At 67.7% G+C, this 19,917-nt stretch carries 21 protein-coding genes; 9 read left to right on the forward strand and 12 right to left on the reverse strand.

All coding sequences use genetic code 11. The features are described from left to right. Window positions 1-52 precede the first annotated feature (52 nt). Together pgsA and BLS34_RS04510 are read right to left on the reverse strand one after the other, a co-directional pair. The gene (gene pgsA / locus BLS34_RS04505; RefSeq protein ID WP_028793801.1) at window positions 53-631 is read right to left on the reverse strand and encodes a CDP-diacylglycerol--glycerol-3-phosphate 3-phosphatidyltransferase; all 579 of its coding nucleotides are present in this window, start codon (window positions 629-631) and stop codon (window positions 53-55) included. A gap of 134 nt (window positions 632-765) precedes the next feature. Further along, a complete protein-coding gene (locus BLS34_RS04510; RefSeq protein ID WP_093148455.1) occupies window positions 766-1,671 on the reverse strand; it encodes a LysR family transcriptional regulator in 906 nt (301 codons plus the stop codon). Window positions 1,672-1,757: 86 nt separating this feature from the next. Between BLS34_RS04510 and BLS34_RS04515 the strand changes: the two genes are divergently transcribed. Then, window positions 1,758-2,954 (forward strand): MFS transporter, encoded by a 1,197-nt coding sequence (locus BLS34_RS04515; protein ID WP_028793800.1) that lies wholly within the window; start codon window positions 1,758-1,760, stop codon window positions 2,952-2,954. A gap of 1 nt (window position 2,955) precedes the next feature. Here BLS34_RS04515 and BLS34_RS04520 read toward each other — a convergent pair whose 3' ends face one another. Then, on the reverse strand, window positions 2,956-3,489 hold the full coding sequence (locus BLS34_RS04520; RefSeq protein WP_245565579.1) for a DUF2062 domain-containing protein: 534 nt from the start codon (window positions 3,487-3,489) through the stop codon (window positions 2,956-2,958). Window positions 3,490-3,611: 122 nt separating this feature from the next. On the opposite strand from BLS34_RS04520, the gene mobB reads away from it, so the two are divergent. The 5 genes from mobB (at window position 3,612) to BLS34_RS04545 (ending at window position 6,914) form a co-directional block, all read left to right on the forward strand. Next, window positions 3,612-4,124 carry a molybdopterin-guanine dinucleotide biosynthesis protein B gene (gene mobB / locus BLS34_RS04525; RefSeq protein ID WP_028793798.1) on the forward strand — a complete coding sequence of 171 codons (513 nt, stop codon included), beginning with the start codon at window positions 3,612-3,614 and terminating at the stop codon, window positions 4,122-4,124. Then, the gene (locus BLS34_RS04530) at window positions 4,121-5,380 is read left to right on the forward strand and encodes a molybdopterin molybdotransferase MoeA (protein ID WP_093148458.1); all 1,260 of its coding nucleotides are present in this window, start codon (window positions 4,121-4,123) and stop codon (window positions 5,378-5,380) included. Before mobB ends, BLS34_RS04530 begins: the two co-directional genes overlap by 4 nt. Beyond that, window positions 5,377-5,628 carry a molybdopterin converting factor subunit 1 gene (gene moaD, locus BLS34_RS04535; RefSeq protein ID WP_093148461.1) on the forward strand — a complete coding sequence of 84 codons (252 nt, stop codon included), beginning with the start codon at window positions 5,377-5,379 and terminating at the stop codon, window positions 5,626-5,628. The genes BLS34_RS04530 and moaD overlap by 4 nt, the downstream gene beginning before the upstream one ends. 2 nt (window positions 5,629-5,630) lie before the next feature. Further along, window positions 5,631-6,080, forward strand: a complete 450-nt coding sequence (locus tag BLS34_RS04540) for a molybdenum cofactor biosynthesis protein MoaE (RefSeq protein ID WP_028793795.1) — start codon at window positions 5,631-5,633, stop codon at window positions 6,078-6,080. A gap of 93 nt (window positions 6,081-6,173) precedes the next feature. Then, window positions 6,174-6,914 (forward strand): metallophosphoesterase family protein, encoded by a 741-nt coding sequence (locus BLS34_RS04545; protein ID WP_093148464.1) that lies wholly within the window; start codon window positions 6,174-6,176, stop codon window positions 6,912-6,914. A gap of 130 nt (window positions 6,915-7,044) precedes the next feature. On the opposite strand, the gene clpA is transcribed toward BLS34_RS04545, so the two are convergent. The 3 genes from clpA to BLS34_RS04560 form a co-directional block, all read right to left on the reverse strand. Next, window positions 7,045-9,405, reverse strand: coding sequence for an ATP-dependent Clp protease ATP-binding subunit ClpA (gene clpA / locus BLS34_RS04550; RefSeq protein WP_038013901.1), 2,361 nt, complete (start codon window positions 9,403-9,405; stop codon window positions 7,045-7,047). A 4-nt stretch (window positions 9,406-9,409) separates the two neighbouring features. Then, window positions 9,410-9,736, reverse strand: coding sequence for an ATP-dependent Clp protease adapter ClpS (gene clpS, locus BLS34_RS04555; protein WP_028793793.1), 327 nt, complete (start codon window positions 9,734-9,736; stop codon window positions 9,410-9,412). 262 nt (window positions 9,737-9,998) lie between these two features. Next, window positions 9,999-10,523: a phasin family protein gene (locus tag BLS34_RS04560; protein ID WP_051244314.1), complete on the reverse strand. Its 525-nt coding sequence runs from the start codon at window positions 10,521-10,523 to the stop codon at window positions 9,999-10,001. 314 nt (window positions 10,524-10,837) lie between these two features. Here BLS34_RS04560 and BLS34_RS04565 point away from each other — a divergent pair, with 314 nt between their 5' ends. Beyond that, window positions 10,838-12,082: a D-alanyl-D-alanine carboxypeptidase family protein gene (locus BLS34_RS04565; protein ID WP_093148467.1), complete on the forward strand. Its 1,245-nt coding sequence runs from the start codon at window positions 10,838-10,840 to the stop codon at window positions 12,080-12,082. Between the two features lie 75 nt (window positions 12,083-12,157). On the opposite strand, the gene pgmG is transcribed toward BLS34_RS04565, so the two are convergent. From pgmG to BLS34_RS04590, 5 genes are all read right to left on the reverse strand, one after another. Further along, entirely contained in the window at window positions 12,158-13,555 is a 1,398-nt protein-coding gene (pgmG, locus tag BLS34_RS04570; protein ID WP_093148469.1) for a phosphoglucomutase/phosphomannomutase PgmG, read from the reverse strand. 12 nt (window positions 13,556-13,567) lie between these two features. After that, window positions 13,568-14,911 carry a UDP-glucose dehydrogenase family protein gene (locus BLS34_RS04575; protein WP_093148471.1) on the reverse strand — a complete coding sequence of 448 codons (1,344 nt, stop codon included), beginning with the start codon at window positions 14,909-14,911 and terminating at the stop codon, window positions 13,568-13,570. A 65-nt stretch (window positions 14,912-14,976) separates the two neighbouring features. Next, complete coding sequence (gene galU, locus BLS34_RS04580) at window positions 14,977-15,846, reverse strand: UTP--glucose-1-phosphate uridylyltransferase GalU (RefSeq protein ID WP_028793788.1); 870 nt, start codon at window positions 15,844-15,846, stop codon at window positions 14,977-14,979. Between the two features lie 103 nt (window positions 15,847-15,949). Further along, entirely contained in the window at window positions 15,950-16,666 is a 717-nt protein-coding gene (locus BLS34_RS04585; protein ID WP_093148474.1) for a DnaJ domain-containing protein, read from the reverse strand. 3 nt (window positions 16,667-16,669) lie between these two features. Further along, on the reverse strand, window positions 16,670-17,413 hold the full coding sequence (locus BLS34_RS04590) for a vWA domain-containing protein (protein ID WP_093148478.1): 744 nt from the start codon (window positions 17,411-17,413) through the stop codon (window positions 16,670-16,672). 143 nt (window positions 17,414-17,556) lie between these two features. Here BLS34_RS04590 and BLS34_RS04595 point away from each other — a divergent pair, with 143 nt between their 5' ends. Then, window positions 17,557-18,051, forward strand: coding sequence for a GNAT family N-acetyltransferase (locus BLS34_RS04595; RefSeq protein WP_093148481.1), 495 nt, complete (start codon window positions 17,557-17,559; stop codon window positions 18,049-18,051). 340 nt (window positions 18,052-18,391) lie between these two features. After that, window positions 18,392-18,838 (forward strand): hypothetical protein, encoded by a 447-nt coding sequence (locus tag BLS34_RS04600; protein ID WP_093148482.1) that lies wholly within the window; start codon window positions 18,392-18,394, stop codon window positions 18,836-18,838. Window positions 18,839-18,910: 72 nt separating this feature from the next. Here the strand turns inward: BLS34_RS04600 and BLS34_RS04605 are convergent, their stop codons facing one another. Continuing rightward, the gene (locus tag BLS34_RS04605) at window positions 18,911-19,798 is read right to left on the reverse strand and encodes a division plane positioning ATPase MipZ (protein WP_028793785.1); all 888 of its coding nucleotides are present in this window, start codon (window positions 19,796-19,798) and stop codon (window positions 18,911-18,913) included. Window positions 19,799-19,917 lie beyond the last annotated feature (119 nt).

Genomic DNA, 19,917 nt, shown 5'->3' on the forward strand with positions numbered 1-19,917 from the left:
GCGCGAGGCCGGGGAGACGGAAGGAAGATCATCGGTGGGGTATTGGGAGCCCCTACTCCCCCGGCGCGCGATCCGCCTGGGCGGAGACCTGGCGCAGGCCGGCCAGCAGGTAGTCCCAGCCGGTATAGAGCGTGAGCACGGCCCCGATCCACAATCCGATCTCGCCCACCAGGCGGGAATCGATCCACGCGGGCGAATCGTCGCCGATGATCAGGAAGCCGATGGCCAGGAGCTGCACCGTCGTCTTCCACTTGGCGAGCCGGCTGACCGGCATGCTGACCCGCAGCTCCGCCAGGAATTCGCGCAAGCCCGACACCAGGATCTCCCGCAACAGGATCACCAGGGCTGCCAGCACCGTCAGCCCGGAGATATGGTCCAGCGCCACCAGGATCAGCAGCGAGGCCCCCACCAGAAGCTTGTCGGCGATCGGGTCGAGCAGCCGGCCCAACCCGGACTGCACCTGCATGGCCCGGGCGAGATAACCGTCCAGGTAGTCGGTGATGCTGGCGAAGGCGTAGAAGCCGAGCGCCACCCACCGCAATGTCTCGCCACCGAACCACAGGCAGACGACCACCGGGACAACCGCCAGGATGCGGGAAATCGTCAGCAGATTGGGCAATTGGGCTAGCATTTCGATCCAATCCGCCGTTTCAGGCGGTTAAGTCTGTCGGCCCTAAGGCCGAACGGCCTCTGAAGTGGCATTACGCCATAGCATGCAGGCGAAGGAAATGGGCGATCCGGTGTGCACCTTATGCCACCGAAACCTCAGGTGAACAGATCCCACAAGGTGTCGGCGAAGGCGCCGGGTCCGGCCGACGGCGGCTCGGGGCAGTAGAGCAGCAGATCGAGCTGCGGCAGGTCCGGCAGGGAAGCCGCGTCGCCGACCATCCGAAGTCCATGCCCGACGGCGCTGACCGGCATGACGGTGACCGCGATACCCGCCGTCACCGCCGCGCTCAACCCCAGGGAGTTGGCGCTGCTGTAGACCAGCCGATAGTCCCGCCCATTCGCGTCAAGCTGCTGCAGCACTGCGTCGCGATAGATGCAGCCCGGGGCGAACAGGGCAAGCGGCAGGGGCTCGCGCGCCTCGGCCTCCGCATCGACCGAAGCAACCCAGACCAGCGGCTCGCGCCACAGCAACCGCCCGCCCTCATGGTCGCAGGGCTGGGTGACCAGGGCGAGGTCGATCTTGCCCGCCTCCAGATCCGCCAGCGCCTCCCAGCTGCGTCCGCAGGTCATCTCCACCTGGACGAGCGGGCAGCGTTCGGCGAAGGCCCGCAGGATCCGGCTGACATAGATCATCGAGGTGTCGGTCACCCCGACACGCACCCGCCCGGTGCGCGCGCCCCGATCGAGCGAGCCCAGCGCCTCGTCGTTCAGCCGCAGCAGCCGGCGGGCATAGGACAGCAGATGCGCGCCGTCGGCGGTCAACTCCACCCAGCGCCGGGCTCGCGACAGGATCTGGCAGCCCGTGAGATCCTCCAGCCGTTTCATTTGCATACTGACGGCGGACTGGCCCCGGTTCAGCCGCTCCGCCGCCCGGGTGAAGCTGCGGGTCTCGGCCACCATGACGAAGGCGCGCAGGACATCGAGATCCAGGCTGCGCAGGGAAACCCCAAGCCCCTGTTCCTGTACCTGAGCCTCGGGCTGGATTTTCACATCAGTTTTCATGATGAATCCATCAGATTAATTCGCTTCTGGAATGGTAGACCGGTCGCTACCGTCTCGCCTACACAAACTGATCGGAGCGCCATGCGATGGCCCTCAGACTTCTGATCCTCGTCCTGTGTGCCGGCAGCATCATGGGCATCGCCATCGGCTTCCGGCAGGGGCTTGGCCTCTACCTGCCCTTCCTCAGCGATGAGTTCGGCGGGCGGGAGACCTTCGCGCTGGCCATGGGCCTGATGAACCTGTGCTGGGGGCTCGGGGCGCCCATCGCCGGTGCGATTGCCGACCGCTACGGGCCGGGTCGGGTGGCGGCGGCCGGCGGCCTCGCCTACGCGCTCGGGCTCTGGCTGATGGTTATCGGCGGCGCGGACGGGCTGCTGGCAGGCGGCGTGCTCATCGGGCTCGGGCTCAGCGGCAGCGGCTTCACGGTCCTGCTCGGTGCGGTCGGACGGGCGGCACCGCCGGAGCAGCGCGGCAAGGCGCTCGGTCTGGCGGCGATGGGCGGATCCCTGGGCCAGTTCCTCGCCCTGCCCTATGTCCATTTCCTGATCGACGGCACCGGTTGGCAGACCAGCCTGCTGATCTTGGCCGCCTCGGCCCTGCTGATCGTCCCCCTGGCGCTCGGCACCGCCGGCCGGCCAGCCGAGAGCCCGGACGGCCAGAGCCTGGATGGCCAGACCGAGAGCGGCCAGAGCATGGGCGACGCCTTCTCACAGGGCCTGGCGTCCCGGGATTTCTGGCTGCTGAACAGCGGTTTCTTCGTCTGCGGCTTCCACCTGGCGTTCGTCGCCATCCATCTGCCGGCCTATCTGTCCGACCGCGGCTTCGAGCACTGGCTAGGAGCGGCGGCCCTGACCGTCATCGGCTTCGCCAACATCATCGGCAGCTACGTCTGCGGCGCCCTGGGCGATCGGTACATGAAGAAGAACGTGCTGGCCGTCCTGTACCTGATCCGCGCCGCCGTCTTCGCCGGCTTCCTGATCCTGCCGATGACCCCTGCCATGGTTCTGGTGCTCGCCGGACTGCTGGGGCTGACCTGGCTCGGCACGGTCCCGCTCACCAGCGGGCTGGTCGGCACGATCTTCGGCATCCGCTATATGTCGATGATGTTCGGGCTGGTCTTTGTCGGCCACCAGATCGGCAGCTTTCTCGGCGCCTGGATCGGCGGTGTAGCCTTCGACGTCTTCCAGTCCTACGACGTGATGTGGCAGCTCAGCGTCGCGCTTGGCGTTCTCTCGGCCGTGCTGCACTGGCCGATTCGCGAGGTCCGGCTGCTCTCCGCGTGACCTATTGGGCGGATTGGATGGACTGGGCGGCGCGCAGTTCCTGCTCCCGGCGCCGGCGGGCGAGCTCCAGCAGACGGACCCGACGGCGCTGCGCGCGGGCCTCCAGCAGCCGCTCGATCACCCGACCGAGAAAGTAGCCGGCGGGCAGGCCGGCGACCATGAAGGGCACAGAGCCGAGCAGAATGGCGCCGGTGCCCTCACCGAGCGCGAAAATGAAGTCCTTGATATGCTCGGCGTCCTTGAACTCGACCAAGCTGGAGCAGGTCATCGCCTGGCAGCCGATCCAGTAGTAGAAGGTATAGGTCGGCACCATGGTCAGCGGGTTGACCACCAGCGACCCGACCAGGGCGATCACCCAGTCGAACATCGCCGGGCGCCAGAACCGGTTGCAGACCAGCGCGATCACGAAGCACAGCACCGCCTGCAGCCCGACGGTCGGGGAAAAGCCGACCGCCATGCCCATGCACATGGATCGCGAGATCACACCGGGAGACATGCTGGTCCTGCGCCACTGACGCAGGATCTTGCCCACCATTCTGATCTGCAATCGCCGCACGCGCCTCACCCCGGAACCAACAACGCTGGCGAACCTATATTTGCGATCCGCTCGAAACAACCTTATCCAAGCATTTATGTCGAACTCGTAAATCCGGTACGATGAAACGCGTGTTTGGGATTGCCGGCTGGTCCGGCAGTGGGAAAACGACCCTGCTTCGGGCGCTCATTCCGGCTCTCTGCGAAGGTGGGGTTACCGTGTCTACGATCAAGCACGCACATCACGATTTCGACATCGATCGGCCGGGCAAGGACAGCTACCTGCACCGCACCGCCGGTGCCCACGAGGTGATGATCAGTTCCGGCCACCGTTTCGCGCTGATGCACGAGCTGCGCGACGCGCCGGAACCGACCCTGGCCGAACTCGTCGACCGGCTGGGGCCGGTCGACATCGTGCTGGTCGAAGGCTTCAAGTTCGACCCCGTGCCCAAACTTGAAGTTCATCGCCCCGCCCTCGGCAAGCCGCCGATCTGGCCGGGCGAGCCCCATATCGTCGCCATCGCCGCCGATGTCCCCCTGCCGAACTGCGAGCGCCCCGTCTTCGGTCTTGATGACATCGCCTCGATCGCCGCCATGGTGCTCGACAGGGCCGCAGAAATGGAAGCGACTCAATGACGCGGCTGGCCGACGACTGCTTCGCCGCCGATCCCGTCCCGCTGACGGTGGAGGCGGCGCTGGAGCGGATCCGCGACCGGCTGCAGGCGGTGACCGGCACCGAGACCGTGCCCCTGGACGCCGGCCTGGACCGGGTGCTGGCCGAGGACGTGGTGTCGCCGATCGACGTCCCGCCCCACGACAATGCGGCGGTCGACGGCTACGCGGTGCGGTCCGCCGACCTCGCGCCCGGCGGCGGCGAGATGGCGGTGGCCGGGCGGGTGGCGGCGGGGCATCCGCTGGACCGGACGCCCTCGGCCGGGGCGGCGCTGCGGATCTTCACCGGCGCGCCCGTTCCCGAGGGATTCGACACGGTGGTCATGCAGGAGGACTGCTGGGAGAGCGACGGCCGGGTGCGGCTGCCGGTCGGCCTGCGCCCCGGGGCCAATGTCCGGCTGCGGGGCGAGGATGTGCGACGCGGCGCGGTATCGCTTGCCGCCGGACGACGGCTCGGCCCGGGTGATCTCGGCCTCGCGGCCTCGATCGGCCGCACCGCGCTGACGGTGCGCAAGCGCCTGCGGGTGGCCGTCGCCTCGACCGGCGACGAGGTCACCGAGCCGGGCGAGGACCTGCGCCCCGGCGCCGTCTTCGACGCCAACCGCCACACGGTGAAGGCCCTGCTCGCCCGGCTCGGCTGCGCCGTCACCGATCTCGGCATCCTGGAGGACGACGCCGGCACCATTGCCCGGTCGCTGGCGGCGGCGGCGGAAGACCACGACGTGGTGATGACCTCCGGCGGGGTATCGACCGGCGAGGAGGATCACGTCCGCGCCGCCGTCGCCGCCCATGGCCGGATCGACGCCTGGCGGCTGTCGGTGAAGCCGGGCCGGCCGGTCGCCCTCGGCGTGATCGGCGGCCGCGCCTTCATCGGCCTGCCGGGCAATCCGGTCGCCGCCGTCGTCGCTTTTGTGACCTTGGCCCGGCCGGTGCTGCTGGCGCTGGCAGGCGCGCGGATCGCGGCACCGGCCCGCTACCCCGTGACGGCCGGCTTCAGCCATGCGAAAAAGCCCGGACGCCGCGAGTTCCTGCGGGTGCGCCTGGAGCCGGGCCTGGAGCTGGGCCGGCCGCCGGTCGCGGTGAAGGCCGGCCCCGATGGCTCCGGTATTCTGTCCGCCCTGGCCGCCGCCGACGGGCTGATCGACCTGGGCGAGGACTCCGAGGGGCTGGCGAAGGGGGAGACGGCCGCCTATCTGCCGTTCAACGAGGTGATGCGATGAAACTGATGTATTTCGCCTGGGTGCGCCAGCGCATCGGCGCCGCGAGCGAGACCGTCGAGGCCCCGGCCGAGGCGGCCACGGTGGAGGGTCTGGTCGCCTGGCTGAAGACCCGCGGCCCCGGTTACGCGGAGGCGTTCAAGGACACCCGCGCCATCCGTTACGCGGTGAACCAGGAGTATGTCGAGCCGACCCACCCGGTGGCGTCGGGCGACGAGGTCGCCTTCTTCCCGCCGGTGACCGGAGGCTGACCATGGCCGTCCGCGTCCAGGAGGAGGATTTCGACATCGGCCGCGAGCTGGCCGCGCTGACCGCCGGCAATCACGCCATCGGTGGGCTCGGCGTGTTTGTCGGCCTGGTGCGCGACATCGCCGGCGGCCAGTCGGTGAGTGCCATGTCGCTGGAGCACTATCCCGGCATGACCGAGCGGCAGCTCGAGGAGATCGAGCGCGAGGCCCATGCCCGCTGGCCGCTGGACGCGAGCCTGATCATCCACCGGGTCGGCGACCTGGCCCCCGGCGACAACATCGTGCTGGTCGCCTGCGCCTCCGCCCACCGCCAGGCCGCCCTGGACGCCACCGGCTTTCTCATTGACTGGCTGAAGACCAGGGCGCCGTTCTGGAAACGCGAGGACACACCGGACGGCGCGCGCTGGGTCGATGCCCGCGAAGCCGACGACACGGCCGCCGCCCGCTGGGGCTGAGCGACCTTCCCCGGACGCCCCCTTCCGCGGATTGCCAACCGGCTCTCTCCAATCGAAGATCGGTCGATCGAACCGACGGTTGAGGAAAGATGCATGCGCATTGCGGCCATTGCCGACATTCACGGGAACCACTTGGCGCTCCAGGCCGTGCTGGCCGATATCGCGCGGGTCGGGGTCGATCTGACGGTCAATCTGGGCGACCACCTGAGTGCGCCGCTGGAGGCGGGCAAGACCGCCGACCTGCTGTTGGCGACCGACATGATCTCGATCCGCGGCAACCACGACCGCTGGATCCTGGAGAAGACGCCGCAGCAGATGGGAGCGTCGGATCGCTGGGCCCATGATCAGCTCACCGAGGCGCACAAGACCTGGCTCGCCGCCCTGCCCGCGACCCGGACCGTGGAGGATCGGATCTTCCTATGTCACGGCACCCCGGCCGACGACACCACCTACTGGCTGGAGCGGGTGCTGGACGGCGGCATGACCATGAACCGGATCGACGCGATCGAGGCGGCGGCGTCGGGGATCGACGTCCCGCTGCTGCTCTGCGCCCATAGCCACATCCCACGGGCGGTGCGCCTGTCGGACGGGCGGTTGGTGGTGAACCCCGGCAGCGTCGGCTGCCCCGGCTACGAAGACCCCACACCGCCCAATCCGCATGTCATGCAGGCCGGCACCCCCGATGCCGCCTATGCGATCCTCGAGGAGGCCGGCGGCCGCTGGAGCGTGACCTTCCGCCAGGTGCCCTACGACAATCAGGCGATGTCCCGCCTGGCGGCCGAGCGGGGCAACAAGGCCTGGGCCAGCGCGCTGGACAGCGGCTGGATCCGGTAGCAGCGTACCTCCCTTCCCTGACCTTCCCCGTCGTCCTGACGCACGTCAGGATGACGGGGGAGCTGGTCAATCGAAACGGCCCCCTCCCGTGGGGGAGAGGGCCGCGAACTTGGTGTCAGGAGAACCCGGCCTAGTCGACCAGTTCCTCGACCTTGCCGGTGTCCTTGCCGCCGCCACCGCCCTTGCGGCCCTTGGTCTTGGTCGGCTTTTCCGGCTTCTCCGGGGTCGGGTCGTCGTCGAAGTCGAAGGCCAGCTTGCCGTCGACCAGGCCGATGCGGACCACCCCGCCCTTGACCAGGCGGCCGAACAGCAGTTCCTCGGCCAGGGGCTTCTTGATGTGCTCCTGGATGATCCGCGACAGCGGCCGCGCCCCATAGAGCCGGTCGTACCCCTTCTCGCCGAGCCAGGCACGGGCCTGCTGACTCGCCTCGATCGTCACGCCGCGGTCGGCAAGCTGGGCCTCCAGCTGGATCAGGAACTTGTCCACGACCCGGCTGATGACCTCCGGTCCCAGGGCCTTGAAGCCGACGATGGCGTCGAGGCGGTTGCGGAACTCCGGCGTGAACATCCGGTTGATCGCCTCGGTGTCGTCGCCCTCGCGCTGCGACCGTGCGAAGCCGATGGCTTCCTTGGCGAGATCGGCGGCGCCCGCGTTCGTGGTCATGATCAGGATCACGTTACGGAAATCGACGTTCTTGCCGTTGTGGTCGGTCAACTTGCCGTGATCCATGACCTGCAGCAGCACGTTGAACAGGTCGGGATGCGCCTTCTCGATCTCGTCGAGCAGCAGCACGCAGTGCGGATGCTGGTCGATCTGGTCGGTCAGAAGGCCGCCCTGGTCGAAGCCGACATAGCCCGGAGGCGCGCCGATCAGGCGGCTGACCGAGTGCCGCTCCATATACTCCGACATGTCGAAGCGGATCAGCTCCACACCCATGATCAGGGCGAGCTGGCGGGCCACCTCGGTCTTGCCGACGCCGGTCGGGCCGGAGAACAGGTAGTTGCCGATCGGTTTGTCGGCTTCGCGCAGACCGGCACGGGCCAGCTTGATCGCCGTGGACAGGGACGAGATCGCCTCGTCCTGGCCGAACACCACCGTCTTCAGATCGCGCTCCAGGTTGGCGAGCACGGTCTTGTCGTCGGTCGACACGCTCTTCGGCGGGATGCGGGCGATCTTGGCGACGATGTCCTCGACCTCCTTCACGCCGATGGTCTTGCGGCGCTTCGACGGCGAGACCAGCATCTGCGCGGCACCGACCTCGTCGATCACGTCGATCGCCTTGTCCGGCAGCTTGCGGTCGCCGATGTACTTGGCCGACAGCTCCACCGCGGTCTTCAGCGCGTCGTTGGTGTAGCGGACCTTGTGGTGCTCCTCGTAGTAGGGCTTCAGGCCCTTGAGGATCTTGATCGCGTCCGGGATCGACGGCTCGTTGACGTCGATCTTCTGGAACCGGCGCACCAGGGCGCGGTCCTTCTCGAAGTAGCTGCGGTACTCCTTGTAGGTGGTCGAGCCGATGCAGCGCAGGCCGCCCGACTGCAGCGCAGGCTTCAGCAGGTTGGAGGCGTCCATCGCCCCGCCGCTGGTCGCCCCGGCGCCGATCACCGTGTGGATCTCGTCGATGAACAGCACCGCCTGCGGGTTCTGCTCCAACTCGTTGACGACGGCCTTCAGCCGCTCCTCGAAATCGCCGCGGTAGCGGGTGCCGGCGAGCAGCGCGCCCATGTCGAGCGAGAAGATCTGGGCGTCGATCAGCACTTCCGGCACGTCGCCGTCGACGATGCGCTTGGCCAGCCCCTCGGCGATGGCGGTCTTGCCGACGCCCGGATCGCCCACATAGAGCGGGTTGTTCTTGGTACGGCGGCAAAGGATCTGGATCGTGCGCTCGACCTCGTGCTCGCGGCCGATCAGCGGGTCGATCTTGCCGGACGCGGCCTTCTTGTTCAGGTCGACGCAATAGGCGTCCAGCGCCTCGTGGCCCTGCTTGTTGACCTGCTCGCCCTTGGACTCCTCGTCGGCTCCGTCGACCGAGCGCTTGGGCTCGGCCTGCTGCTGGCCGTGGACCTTGGCGATGCCGTGGCTGATGTAGCTGACCGCGTCGAAGCGGGTCATCTCCTGCTCCTGCAGGAAGAACACCGCATGGCTCTCGCGCTCGGACAGGAGGGCGACCAGCACATTGGCGCCGGTGACCTCCTCGCGGCCGGACGACTGCACATGGATCACCGCGCGCTGGACCACGCGCTGGAACCCGGCGGTCGGCTTGGCTTCCTCGAGCGCACTGCCGACCAGGCCGTTGAGCTCGGTGTCGATGTAGGTGATCAGGTCGTCACGCAATTTGGTGACGTCCACACCGCAGGCCTTGAGAACGGCGAGCGCATCCTGATCGTCCGTCAGCGAGAGCAGCAGGTGCTCCAGCGTGGCGTACTCATGGCGCTTCTCGTTCGCAAGGCCGAGGGCGCGGTGCAGGCTCTCTTCGAGGTTCTTCGACAGCATGTCGTCAATCTTTCTCCAAGGTGCACTGCAAAGGATGGTGATGCTGACGCGCGAAGTCCATGACCTGCGTGACCTTGGTCTCGGCCACCTCGTAGGTGAAGACCCCGCACACCCCCACCCCGCGCTGGTGTACGTGCAGCATGATGCGGGTCGCTTCTTCACGATTCTTATTGAAGAATCTTTCCAACACGTGAACGACGAACTCCATCGGAGTGTAATCGTCGTTCAGCATGATGACCTTGTACATCGACGGTTTCTTGGTCTTCGGACGCGTCTTAACGACCACGCCGGTGTTGGTGCCGTTGCCGTTTCCGCGATCGTCGTCACTCATTCTAAACCCGTGGGCGTCTGGTGATATCCCCGGCGTTCGGCAGCCCCCGGCCGCCGAAAGGTGCGCGGCCGTGGAACCGCGCAGGCGGCGCCGCTCCCTTGAGAATATGAGATTCAACCGCCCCGGGGGAAGGGGGCGCAGTGGCACTTGGGTCAATTCGCCGGCAGCACCGGCCAGAACGCGCAGAGGCCCGGGCGATAACCGCCCGGGCCTCTGATGCTCAATGGCTATGGCGGGCGCGCCGCAGCGCGCACCGGCCGTCTTAGGCGGCAACCTTCGAGATGCTGACCACGGTCTCGTCGACCCGGGCCTTGATCGGCTCGATCGCCTCGTTGGCGGTCTTCACCGACATCTCGGAGAGCTTGGTGCTCTCGGCGACGAAGCTGTCGAAGGACGACTTGGCGAAATCGCTCTGCATTTCGACGATCTCGTTGACGCTCTTCGCGCCCATCACCTTCTTCGAGAAGTCGACGCCGGCGTCGACGGAGGTCTGGGTGTAGGTGAACCAGGCCTTGGAGACGTCCTCGAAGCCCTTGGTCATGATGCCGAAGGACTTGGTGATCGCATCGTAGTTCGCCTGGGAGTAGGTCGCGTACTGATCGTAGCCCTTGAACGCGGCGGCCGAGGCCTTCTCCATGTTCTCCTTGGCGACGGTCACGGCCTGGTCGAAATTCTTCTGGCCGGTCTCTTGAGTCAGCTTGGTCATCTTTTCCATGGTCTCCTTACCAGCGGCGACGGCTGCGTCGACCGGCGTGGCACTGCGTGCAGTGGTTTTCTTCGTGGTCATCTGTCTCTCCATTCGGTCGATGGCGCGTCGCGATCCGGATACGGGATCCGGAATTGTGCATCGCAACATGACCGATATGTAGGAAATCCGGCGAAAGGGTCAAGGGATTTTTTGTGCACCGCACAATAAACTCCCGCAACGCAGCAGAACGAGAGACCCAGCGACCCGGGGCCTCGGCAAACTCGTGATACTGAATCAATCGGTTATGGACAGAAGCTCATGCGACGTCTAGGGTACTGTCTGTTGATTCGGTGGTCGCAGCGTCGACCCCAGTTCCGTTCGAGCCCCAGCCCAAACGGCAATGGAGTGCACGCATGCGGCGGATCGGTCCGGTCTTGGCAATACCGTTCCTCGTCCTCGGTCTGTTGGCCGGGTTGACGGCGGCCCCAGCCAATGCAGCCACGAAATACGCGGCCCTCGTTCTCGACGTCGAGAGCGGCAAGGTGCTGTTCGCCCGCCATGCGGACGCCAAGCGCCATCCGGCGTCGCTTACCAAGATCATGACCCTCTACATGGTGTTCGAGGCCCTGGAGAAAGGCAAACTGTCGCTGAACCAGCGTCTGACCGCCTCCGCCCGCGCCGAGGGGCAGGCCTGCTCCTGCCTCGGTCTGCGCCGAGGCGACACCATTCAGGTCCGCGACGCCATCAAGGCCCTGGTGACCAAGTCCGCCAACGACGTCGCCGTCACGGTGGCTGAGGCGCTGGGCGGCACCGAGTACCGCTTCGCCGTCTCCATGACGGAGCGGGCGCGGGAACTGGGCATGACCTCGACCCGGTTCATGAACGCGTCCGGCCTGCACGACAGCCGGCAGGTGACGACCGCGCGGGACATGGCCCGGCTGGCCATCGCCATCCGCCGCGATTTTCCGGGCTACTACGGCGAGTTCTCGACCCGGAGCTTCACCTACAAGGGTCGGACCTACAGCAACCACAACAAGCTGCTCGGCCACTACGAGGGTACGGACGGCATCAAGACCGGGTACATCAACGCCTCCGGCTTCAACCTCGTCGCCTCCGTCGTGCGCGACGGAAGCCGGCTGATCGGCGTGGTCTTCGGCGGTCGCTCCGGCACCCGGCGCAACGCCCATATGAAGGATATTCTGACCGACGGGTTCAGGCAGGCCGAGAAGATCCGGATCGCGTCCTTCAAGCCGCCCCTGCCGGTCGCCCGCCCGACCATCATGGCCGCGGCCGTCGCGCCGACACCGGCGCCCGCGCCGCGGCTGGTCGCCGCGCTCAGCGACGCCCGCGAGGACGACGTCGCCGCCCGCGACAATCCGGAGGAGGAGGTCGGCTCCCGCGACGATTCCGGCGCCTGGGGCGTGCAGGTCGGCGCCTACTCCACCGAGGTCCGCGCCCAACGCTCCATCGCCACCGCCCGCGGCCTGCTGCCCAGCCTGCTGAACGAGACCGAAGGCAAGGTCGAGCCGCTGACCAACCGCGACATCCCGATCTACCGGGCCCGCCTCATCGGCCTGCTGGAAAAGGATGCCCGGTCGGTCTGTCTCGATCTGAAGCGCCGCAAGCTCCCCTGCGTGCCGGTACCGGCCGGCGGCTGAACGCCAGCCGGTCTCTCAGGCGCCAGTCTCTCTGGCACCGTTCTCTCGGGCGCCGTTCTCTCGGAATTTGGCTTCTCAGAAGTCGGGAACGTCCAGGCCGACGGCGCGGACCGCGTCGCGCACCTGATCCTTCAGCCGCTCCAGAGCCACGGCACTCTGCGCCTCGCAGCGCGCCACCAGCACGTCCTGGGTGTTCGACGCGCGCAGCAGCCACCAGCCGTCCTCCGAGCTGACCCGCACCCCGTCGATGTCGTTCACCGAGACATCGGTCCGGCCGTCGAGCGCGGCCTTCACCTCGGCGATCGCCCCGAACTTGCGCTCCTCCGCACAGGGGAAGCGGAGCTCCGGCGTGTTCAGGACGGTGGGCAGGTCGTCGCGCCAGGCGGAGACCGGCCGGTCCGAGGCGCCGATCAGCGCCAGCAGCCGAACCGCCGCGTAGGGGGCGTCGTCGAAGCCGTAGTACCGGTCCTTGAAGAAAAGATGCCCGCTCATCTCGCCGGCCAGGGGCGCGCCGGTCTCGGCCATCTTGGTCTTGATCAGCGAATGGCCGGTGCGCCACATCAGCGGCACCCCGCCCAACTCGGCGATCCGGTCGAACAGCACCTGGCTGGCCTTCACGTCGGCGATCACCGTCGCGCCCGGCTGCGCGGCAAGGATCTCGGTGGCATAGATCGCCACCAACTGGTCGCCCCAGATCGCCCGCCCGGTCTCGTCGATCACGCCGATGCGGTCGCCGTCGCCGTCGAAGGCGATGCCCAGGTCGGCACCGGCATCCGCCACGGCGGCCCGTAGGCCCTCCAGGGTCTCCGGCACGGTGGGGTCGGGGTGATGGTTCGGGAAAGTGCCGTCGACCTCGGGATACAGAACCTTGTGGGTGCCCGGCAGTGCCTCGGCCAGCGCCGTGATCACCGGACCGGTCGCCCCGTTGCCGCAGTCCCACACCACCGACAGCGCTCGCCCCGGCCGGTGATCCCGCAGCAGGCGGGCGACATAGGCATCCAGCACCGGGGCCGCCTCGACCGCCCCCTGCCCCGTGGCGAAGCTCCCGGTGCCCGCGATCTCGCCGAGCCGCTGGATGTCGGCCCCGAAGAACGGGGCGGTCCCCAGCATCATCTTGAAGCCGTTGTAGTCCGGCGGGTTGTGGGAGCCGGTGATCATGATCCCGCCATCCGCCGCCAGATGGTGAACGGCGAAATACAGCGCCGGGGTGGGACATCCGCCGACGTCCAGGACGTCGATTCCGGCGGCCTGCAATCCCTCGATGGTGGCAGCGGCGATCTCCGGCGACGAGATCCGGCCGTCACGGCCGACGGCGACGCGGCGCCCACCGCCTTCCGCGACGATCGTGCCGAAGGCATGACCAAGCGCATGGGCATCGGCCGCGTGCAGAGTGCTTCCGACAATTCCGCGCACGTCGTACTCGCGCAGGATGGTCGGGTCGAACCGGTGAGAAGACGATACCGACTCCGCCATCGCTCCGGCCCTTTACTGGGCCGCCTCGCTGGCGGCGCCGCCGGTCCGCTCGGTACCGCGCCCGATGCAGGTATAGGCGAAGCCGGCGGCCCGCATCTCCTGGGGGTCGTAGACATTGCGCAGGTCAATCATCACCGGCGCCTTCAGCAAGGTCTTGATCCGGTTGATGTCGAGGGCGCGGAACTCGTTCCACTCGGTGACGATGGCGACCGCGTCAGCCCCGTCCATCGCCTCGTAGGCGCTCTGGCAATACTTGATGTCGGGCAACAGCTTGGCCGCCTCGTCCATGCCCTCGGGGTCGTACCCGCGCACCGTTGCACCGGCCCTGATCAATTCGGGCACGATGTCGAGCGACGGGCTGTCGCGCATGTCGTCGGTGTTCGGCTTGAAGGTCAGGCCGAGCAGGGCGACCGTCTTGCCGTCGACCGACCCGCCGCAGGCGGCGACGATGCGCTCGGCCATCGCCCGCTTGCGCCTGTGGTTCACGTCGACGACGGTCTCGATGATCCGCAGGGGCGAGCCGTAGTCCTGAGCGGTCTTGACCAGCGCCAGGGTGTCCTTCGGGAAGCACGAGCCGCCATAGCCGGGACCCGGATGCAGGAACTTGCGGCCGATCCGGCCGTCGAGGCCGATGCCCTTGGCCACGTCGTGCACGTCCGCGCCCACCCGCTCGCACAGGTCGGCGATCTCGTTGATGAAGGTGATCTTGGTCGCCAGGAAGGTGTTGGCGGCGTACTTGATCATCTCGCTCGTCTCCAGCTCGGTGAAGACGATCGGGGTCTCGATCAGGAACAGCGGCCGGTAGAGCTGGCGCATCACCTCGCGGGAGCGGTCGCTGCCGGCGCCGATCACCACCCGGTCGGGGCGCATGAAGTCGTTGATCGCCGCGCCCTCGCGCAGGAATTCCGGGTTCGAGCAGACGTCGAAATCGCCGTCGGGCCGACGCTGGCGGATGATGCGCTCAACCTCGCGGCCGGTACCGACCGGCACCGTCGACTTGGTCACGACGACCGTATAGCGGTCCATGTTGTCGGCGATCTCGGCCGCGGCGGCGTAGACGTAGCTGAGATCGGCATGGCCGTCGCCGCGCCGGCTCGGCGTGCCGACGGCGATGAACACCGCGTCGCAGCCCTTCATCCCCTCGGCGAGGTCGGTGGTGAAGGACAGGCGGCCGGCCTTGACGTTATTGGCGACGAGATCGTCCAGGCCGGGCTCGAAGATCGGGATCTCCCCGGCCTTCAGCCGGCGGATCTTCTCTTCGTCCTTATCGACGCAGACAACGTCCACGCCGAATTCTGAAAAGCATGCGCCGGTGACAAGGCCAACATAGCCCGTGCCGATCATCGCGATGCGCATCGATGTCTCCCTGTCCCCGGGCCCGGCCGCTCATGCCGGACCCTCCGCAACTCTGTCAGCAGACGCTAGACGTACTCTTTGAGGAACGCCTTGATGTCATCGCGCATATCGTCGCGCGCCAGGGCGAAGGCGAGGTTGGCCTCCAGGAAGCCGACCTTGTTGCCGCAGTCGAAACGCCGGCCCTCGAACAGCACGCCGTTGAACGGCTGCAGGCCGAGCTGGCGGGCCATCGCGTCGGTGAGCTGAATCTCGCCGCCGGCCCCCTTCTCCATGCGGCCCAGATCCTCGAACACCTTCGGCTGCAGGATGTAGCGGCCGATCACGGCGTAGTTGGACGGCGCCTCTTCCGGCTTCGGCTTCTCAACCATGCCGCGGACCTCGACCAGATTGCCGGTGACCTCGCCCGGCGTGACCACGCCATAGGCGGAGATCGCGTCGCGCTCGACTTCCATCAGCGCGACCATGTTGCCGCCGACCTCGTTATAGGCCTCGATCATCTGCTTCAGGCAGCCGGGCTCCGACAGGATGAGGTCGTCGGCAAGCAGAACGGCGACCGGCTCGGAGCCGACGAAGTTGCGGCCGCACCACACCGCGTGGCCGAGGCCCAGGGGCTCCTGCTGGCGGGTGAAGGCGGTGCTGCCCGGCGCGGGAATGGTGGCGCTGAGGAGCTTGAGCGCGTCATGCTTCTGACGCGAGGTCAGCATGTCCTCGAGCTCGTAGGCGACGTCGAAATGGTCCTCGATGGCGCTCTTGCCGCGTCCCGTCACGAAGATCAGTTCCTCGATACCGGCCTCGCGCGCCTCCTCGACCGCGTATTGGATCAGCGGCTTGTCGACAACGGTGAGCATCTCCTTCGGCATGGATTTGGTTGCCGGCAGAAAGCGGGTACCGAGGCCACCAACAGGAAAAATGGCCTTGCGGACGGGTACAGGCATCGTCTCCTCACAATCCGGGTATCAGTTAGACGGGATGTGCCTATGAGTTGGGGGGTTATCGCGCAATGCCAAGGTCTCGCGCAAGCGCGCCCCTGTGAACGCTCTATGAACCCGGGCGCAGCAGGACGTCCTTGGCGAGGTTGATCTGGGTCGCGAGCCACGAGGATCCGCCGTGATCGGGGTGATTTGCCAGCATCAGCCGACGATGGGCCTCGCGGATCTCCTTGTCGTCCGCATCGGGTCCGACCCCGAGGATTTCGCGGGCGCGCGCGGCGGTCATCACCGACTCGTCGTCGCTCCCGGGCGGCGGCGGCGCGTCCGGCCCGGCATCCCCGGTCTCCGGGCCCATCCGGTCGAGCCATGCGTCGAACACCTGGCGGGACTCGGTATCGCCGTCCAGCTCATCCGCCAGGGCCGACAGCTCCTGGGGAGAAAGCTCGGAGAGCCACCGTCCGGCGAAGGGGCCCTGCAGGATCTCCCCGTCCATGGCGCCGGTGTCGTGGTCGAGGGTCATGGCGAGCCAGTGCGTGCGGACCCCGGTGCTCTGCCCCGGCGTCGGCCCGCGCGCCGCCTTGGCGGCATTGCGCAGCGCCTGCCAGATGCGCCGCCCACGGAACAGGAACACCAGGAGCGGTGGCACGGCGATGGCCAGACCCTGCAGGCCGACGCGGAACAGCATGAACCCGGCGACGCCGGCCACGACGACGAGGCCGAGCCATTTGGCCGCCCGCAGGACATGACGCGGCTCGGCGTTCAGCAGCCATCGGCCCATGAGCGCGAGGCCGACGACCACACAGAGCGCCAGAACCACATACTGCACCGGTCAGCCCCCGACCTGGCGGGTCAGCAGCTTCACCGCCTCGCCCCGCCCCTCGCCGTAGCTCAGCAACGCCCGGCGCCCGCCGGCGGCATAGACGGCGACGGCCGCCAGCAGTTCCTTCAGCCGGTCGGCGCTGGACAGGTCGAACGGACAGTAGGCGCCGCGTGTCAGGGTGGCGATCTGCTGGAAGGCGCGCGCGACCACCGGGTTCCCGCCCTCGTGAAAGGCGAAGACCGGCACGCCCAGGACCCCCAACTCGCCGGCCGAATTACACACCGCGTCGATATCCTCCTCGAACGCGTCGCCGACGAAGATCAGCGCCCCGACTTTCTCGCGCTTGGTCTCCTTGATCGCGTGTTTCAGGATCTTGGCGATCTGGGTCTGCCCGCCGAGACAGCGCACGCCGGTCATCACCTTGCCCAGCGCCTTGGGGTCGGAATGCCACTTGGACGCCTTGCACTCGCCGAAGCCGCGATAGAACACGAGCTGCACGTCGAGCCCGCCCAGGGCGGCGGTCTGGTGGAACATCTCCGCCTGGATGTGGCAGGCCCGATCCCAGGTCGGCTCGCGGCTGGCGGTGGCGTCGAGCGCGAAGACCAGCCGGCCGCGCCGGCCGGTCGGCTCCTGTTTCGGCATGGACCGGACGGTGGACAGGAAGGCGTCGACCTCCGATCTGGTGGAGATCTCTCCGCCGGCCTGTCCAGGCTCCACCGGGAGTTTGCGGTCGCGGTCTTCCTTGGTACCCATCACATGCCCGTTTCGCGAGTCTGACCGCCGCCTATACGGGGCCGTGCGTTCCCTTACAGGGGTCCGTCCCCTTAAGATCGGTGCTCCGGCGTCCGATGCCAACACTATAGCGCCAAGAACGCGGCGACCGGGGAGAGGAAGCGATGCAGGAGCAGGCCGACCGCCCGGATTTCTCGATCCGGCCCATGGACGCGGATGACGCCGATCGGGTCATCGCCATGATCGCCGCCCTGTCCGCCCATGAGGGCGCGCCGCCGCCGCCGATGGACGCCGCCTCGCTCGTCCGCTGGGGATTGGGGCCGGACGCCCGGTTCGCCGCCCTGGTCGCCGAGCGGCGCGCCAAGGCCGTGGGCTATGCCCTGTTCCACGAGAGTTTTCATATCGGCCGGGCCCGACCGGGAAGCGTGCTGATGGATCTGTACGTGGACCGTGGCCACCGGCGGCGGGGAATCGCCCGCGCCCTGCTCGCCGCCGTGGCCCGCGCCACCCGAGCGCGCGACGGCGACTGGGTGACCTGGCAGGCGCATCCGCGCAACGTCGAGGCGATCGCCTTCTACGAAGCGATCGGCGCCCGCCGCTATGCCGCTGCGGATTTCGAGCTGGCGGACGCGGCAATGGCACGGATCACTCTCTCATAGCGGGCAATTTCACTAATCTATACCTACATAACAGGATACTCTTTCCCGCGACAGATATCGCTGGAGGGAGGTTTCCATGGCGTCCGACTTCTGGTCATCGCCGTCGGTGCCCTTTTTTCCTGATCGGCGCCAGCCAGGGAGCCGACATCGTCCTCGGCCTGTCGCGCGGCGTGGCGCAGGAGATCGGGCTGTTCTATTTCGGGGTGGGCCTGTGGGCCTGGCAGAGCTGGTTCTGGGCGCGCTACATCCTGATCGCCCGCGGCCTGGACCGGCGCCGGGGGGTGCCGAGACCGTCGAGGCGGAGGCGGTCTCACCGCCCCTCTCTCCCGGCGAGCGCCGGGTGGTCTCCTGGTATCGGCGCCTGCTCGGCCTGATCGCCTATCTCTGCGCCATCTCGATCCTGGCGACCACCCACGGGGTCGCCGACTGGCTGACACTGGTCGCGGTCGCCCTTGCGGCGGTCTACCTGGTCGCCGTCTGGAAGCGTACGGCCATCGGCAAGCCGCGGTTTCAGACCGGGGCCAACTGGAAGGGACGGGGAAGCCTCGGACTGATCGTGCCGGTGACGGTCGGACTGTCGCTGCTCACCGCAGCCGTCGGCGGGGTCTTCGCACTGGCCGACCCGGTCGCCTATGGCTTCGCGGTGGGCTCGGCCCCGGTGCTGTTCCTGGCGCTCGCCTCTATCCTGCCGGCCGGCAGATGGCGGGCTGCGAGGACACGTTCAAGATCGAGCCGCCGCTCGGCTGGACGCTCTCCGCCGAAGCACGGGCCTCGATCACCGAGATGATTCGCCGCGTGGCGCACAACGCGGAGGAAATGACGAAACTGGTCGCGGCGATCCGCACCGCGGGCGGAGAGGTCAGCCGGTCTGGCGGGCCCGCGGCCGGCGCTCGGGAAGCTGCAGCGCATTGATCAGCGCGCGCACCTCCTGACGGGCGGCGACATGGGACATGCGCGGGCGCGCGGCGTCCGGGCGGGCCTTGTCGTCGAACATGTCCAGCATGGTCAGCCCCTGCAGGAACAGCTCTCGGAAGATCACCCGCTCGCTGAAGCCCGGCGCCATGCGGAAGCCGATGCGGCGCGCCAGGCGCTGCAACACATCGGCCATTTCCTTCTTGTTGTTCGCCTCCAGCGTGGACAGACGGTTGCGCATCACGATCCAGTCGATCGAGCCGCCGTCACGCTGGGCCCGTGCCTTGCGCTGATCCCAGACCATTTCCGCGTAGACGCTGGGCCGGGCCATCTCGCCGGTCTGGCCGTCCACGTGGGCGACCACGTCCAGGTCGATGAAGCTGTCGTTCACCGGGGTGACCAGGGTGTCGGCATAGGAATGGGCCACGCGGGCGAGGTAGCTGTCGGTGCCGGCGCAGTCGATGACCACGTAATCGACCAAGCCGCGCAGCTTCTCCAGGATCGCCTCGAACCGGGCCCGGTCCTCGGCCCGAGCCTCGTCGCGCACCGGCTGCTCGGACGGGGCCAGGAAGAAGTGCCGGGGCATCGGCAGCTTGCGTTTCTCACGCTGGATCGTGGTCGCCCGGTTCGACAGGTAGCGGGTCAGTGTCCACTGGCGCGCGTCCAGATCGATGGTGCCGACCGCGTAGCCGAGCCGCAGCAGGGCCACCGTCAGGTGCATGGAGGTGGTGGACTTGCCGGACCCGCCCTTCTCGCAGCCGACGACGATGACGTGCGCCGGCTCGCCCGGCAGGGCGTCGTTGGCGGGGGTCGAGTCTACGGCTGTATCGGCCACGGCGATTTTATTCCATGCGATTTCATCACTATGACTCGTTACAGGCGGAACGGGTTCGGCGCAAGCGTGGGGTGCGGTGGACGGGGGTGGACCCCGTTCCGCCTTCTCGTCTTCCAGGC

Source organism: Thalassobaculum litoreum DSM 18839, from assembly GCF_900102465.1.
In the GTDB taxonomy this organism is placed as follows: Bacteria; Pseudomonadota; Alphaproteobacteria; order Thalassobaculales; family Thalassobaculaceae; genus Thalassobaculum; species Thalassobaculum litoreum.

Bases quoted from the DNA above. Each gene is read 5' to 3' on its own strand.
- pgsA (WP_028793801.1), bottom strand. From the start codon at position 631: ATGCTAGCCCAATTGCCCAATCTGCTGACGATTTCCCGCATCCTGGCG.
- BLS34_RS04510 (WP_093148455.1), bottom strand. From the start codon at position 1,671: ATGAAAACTGATGTGAAAATCCAGCCCGAGGCTCAGGTACAGGAACAG.
- BLS34_RS04515 (WP_028793800.1), top strand. From the start codon at position 1,758: ATGGCCCTCAGACTTCTGATCCTCGTCCTGTGTGCCGGCAGCATCATG.
- BLS34_RS04520 (WP_245565579.1), bottom strand. From the start codon at position 3,489: ATGGTGGGCAAGATCCTGCGTCAGTGGCGCAGGACCAGCATGTCTCCC.
- mobB (WP_028793798.1), top strand. From the start codon at position 3,612: ATGAAACGCGTGTTTGGGATTGCCGGCTGGTCCGGCAGTGGGAAAACG.
- BLS34_RS04530 (WP_093148458.1), top strand. From the start codon at position 4,121: ATGACGCGGCTGGCCGACGACTGCTTCGCCGCCGATCCCGTCCCGCTG.
- moaD (WP_093148461.1), top strand. From the start codon at position 5,377: ATGAAACTGATGTATTTCGCCTGGGTGCGCCAGCGCATCGGCGCCGCG.
- BLS34_RS04540 (WP_028793795.1), top strand. From the start codon at position 5,631: ATGGCCGTCCGCGTCCAGGAGGAGGATTTCGACATCGGCCGCGAGCTG.
- BLS34_RS04545 (WP_093148464.1), top strand. From the start codon at position 6,174: ATGCGCATTGCGGCCATTGCCGACATTCACGGGAACCACTTGGCGCTC.
- clpA (WP_038013901.1), bottom strand. From the start codon at position 9,405: ATGCTGTCGAAGAACCTCGAAGAGAGCCTGCACCGCGCCCTCGGCCTT.
- clpS (WP_028793793.1), bottom strand. From the start codon at position 9,736: ATGAGTGACGACGATCGCGGAAACGGCAACGGCACCAACACCGGCGTG.
- BLS34_RS04560 (WP_051244314.1), bottom strand. From the start codon at position 10,523: ATGACCACGAAGAAAACCACTGCACGCAGTGCCACGCCGGTCGACGCA.
- BLS34_RS04565 (WP_093148467.1), top strand. From the start codon at position 10,838: ATGCGGCGGATCGGTCCGGTCTTGGCAATACCGTTCCTCGTCCTCGGT.
- pgmG (WP_093148469.1), bottom strand. From the start codon at position 13,555: ATGGCGGAGTCGGTATCGTCTTCTCACCGGTTCGACCCGACCATCCTG.
- BLS34_RS04575 (WP_093148471.1), bottom strand. From the start codon at position 14,911: ATGCGCATCGCGATGATCGGCACGGGCTATGTTGGCCTTGTCACCGGC.
- galU (WP_028793788.1), bottom strand. From the start codon at position 15,846: ATGCCTGTACCCGTCCGCAAGGCCATTTTTCCTGTTGGTGGCCTCGGT.
- BLS34_RS04590 (WP_093148478.1), bottom strand. From the start codon at position 17,413: ATGGGTACCAAGGAAGACCGCGACCGCAAACTCCCGGTGGAGCCTGGA.
- BLS34_RS04595 (WP_093148481.1), top strand. From the start codon at position 17,557: ATGCAGGAGCAGGCCGACCGCCCGGATTTCTCGATCCGGCCCATGGAC.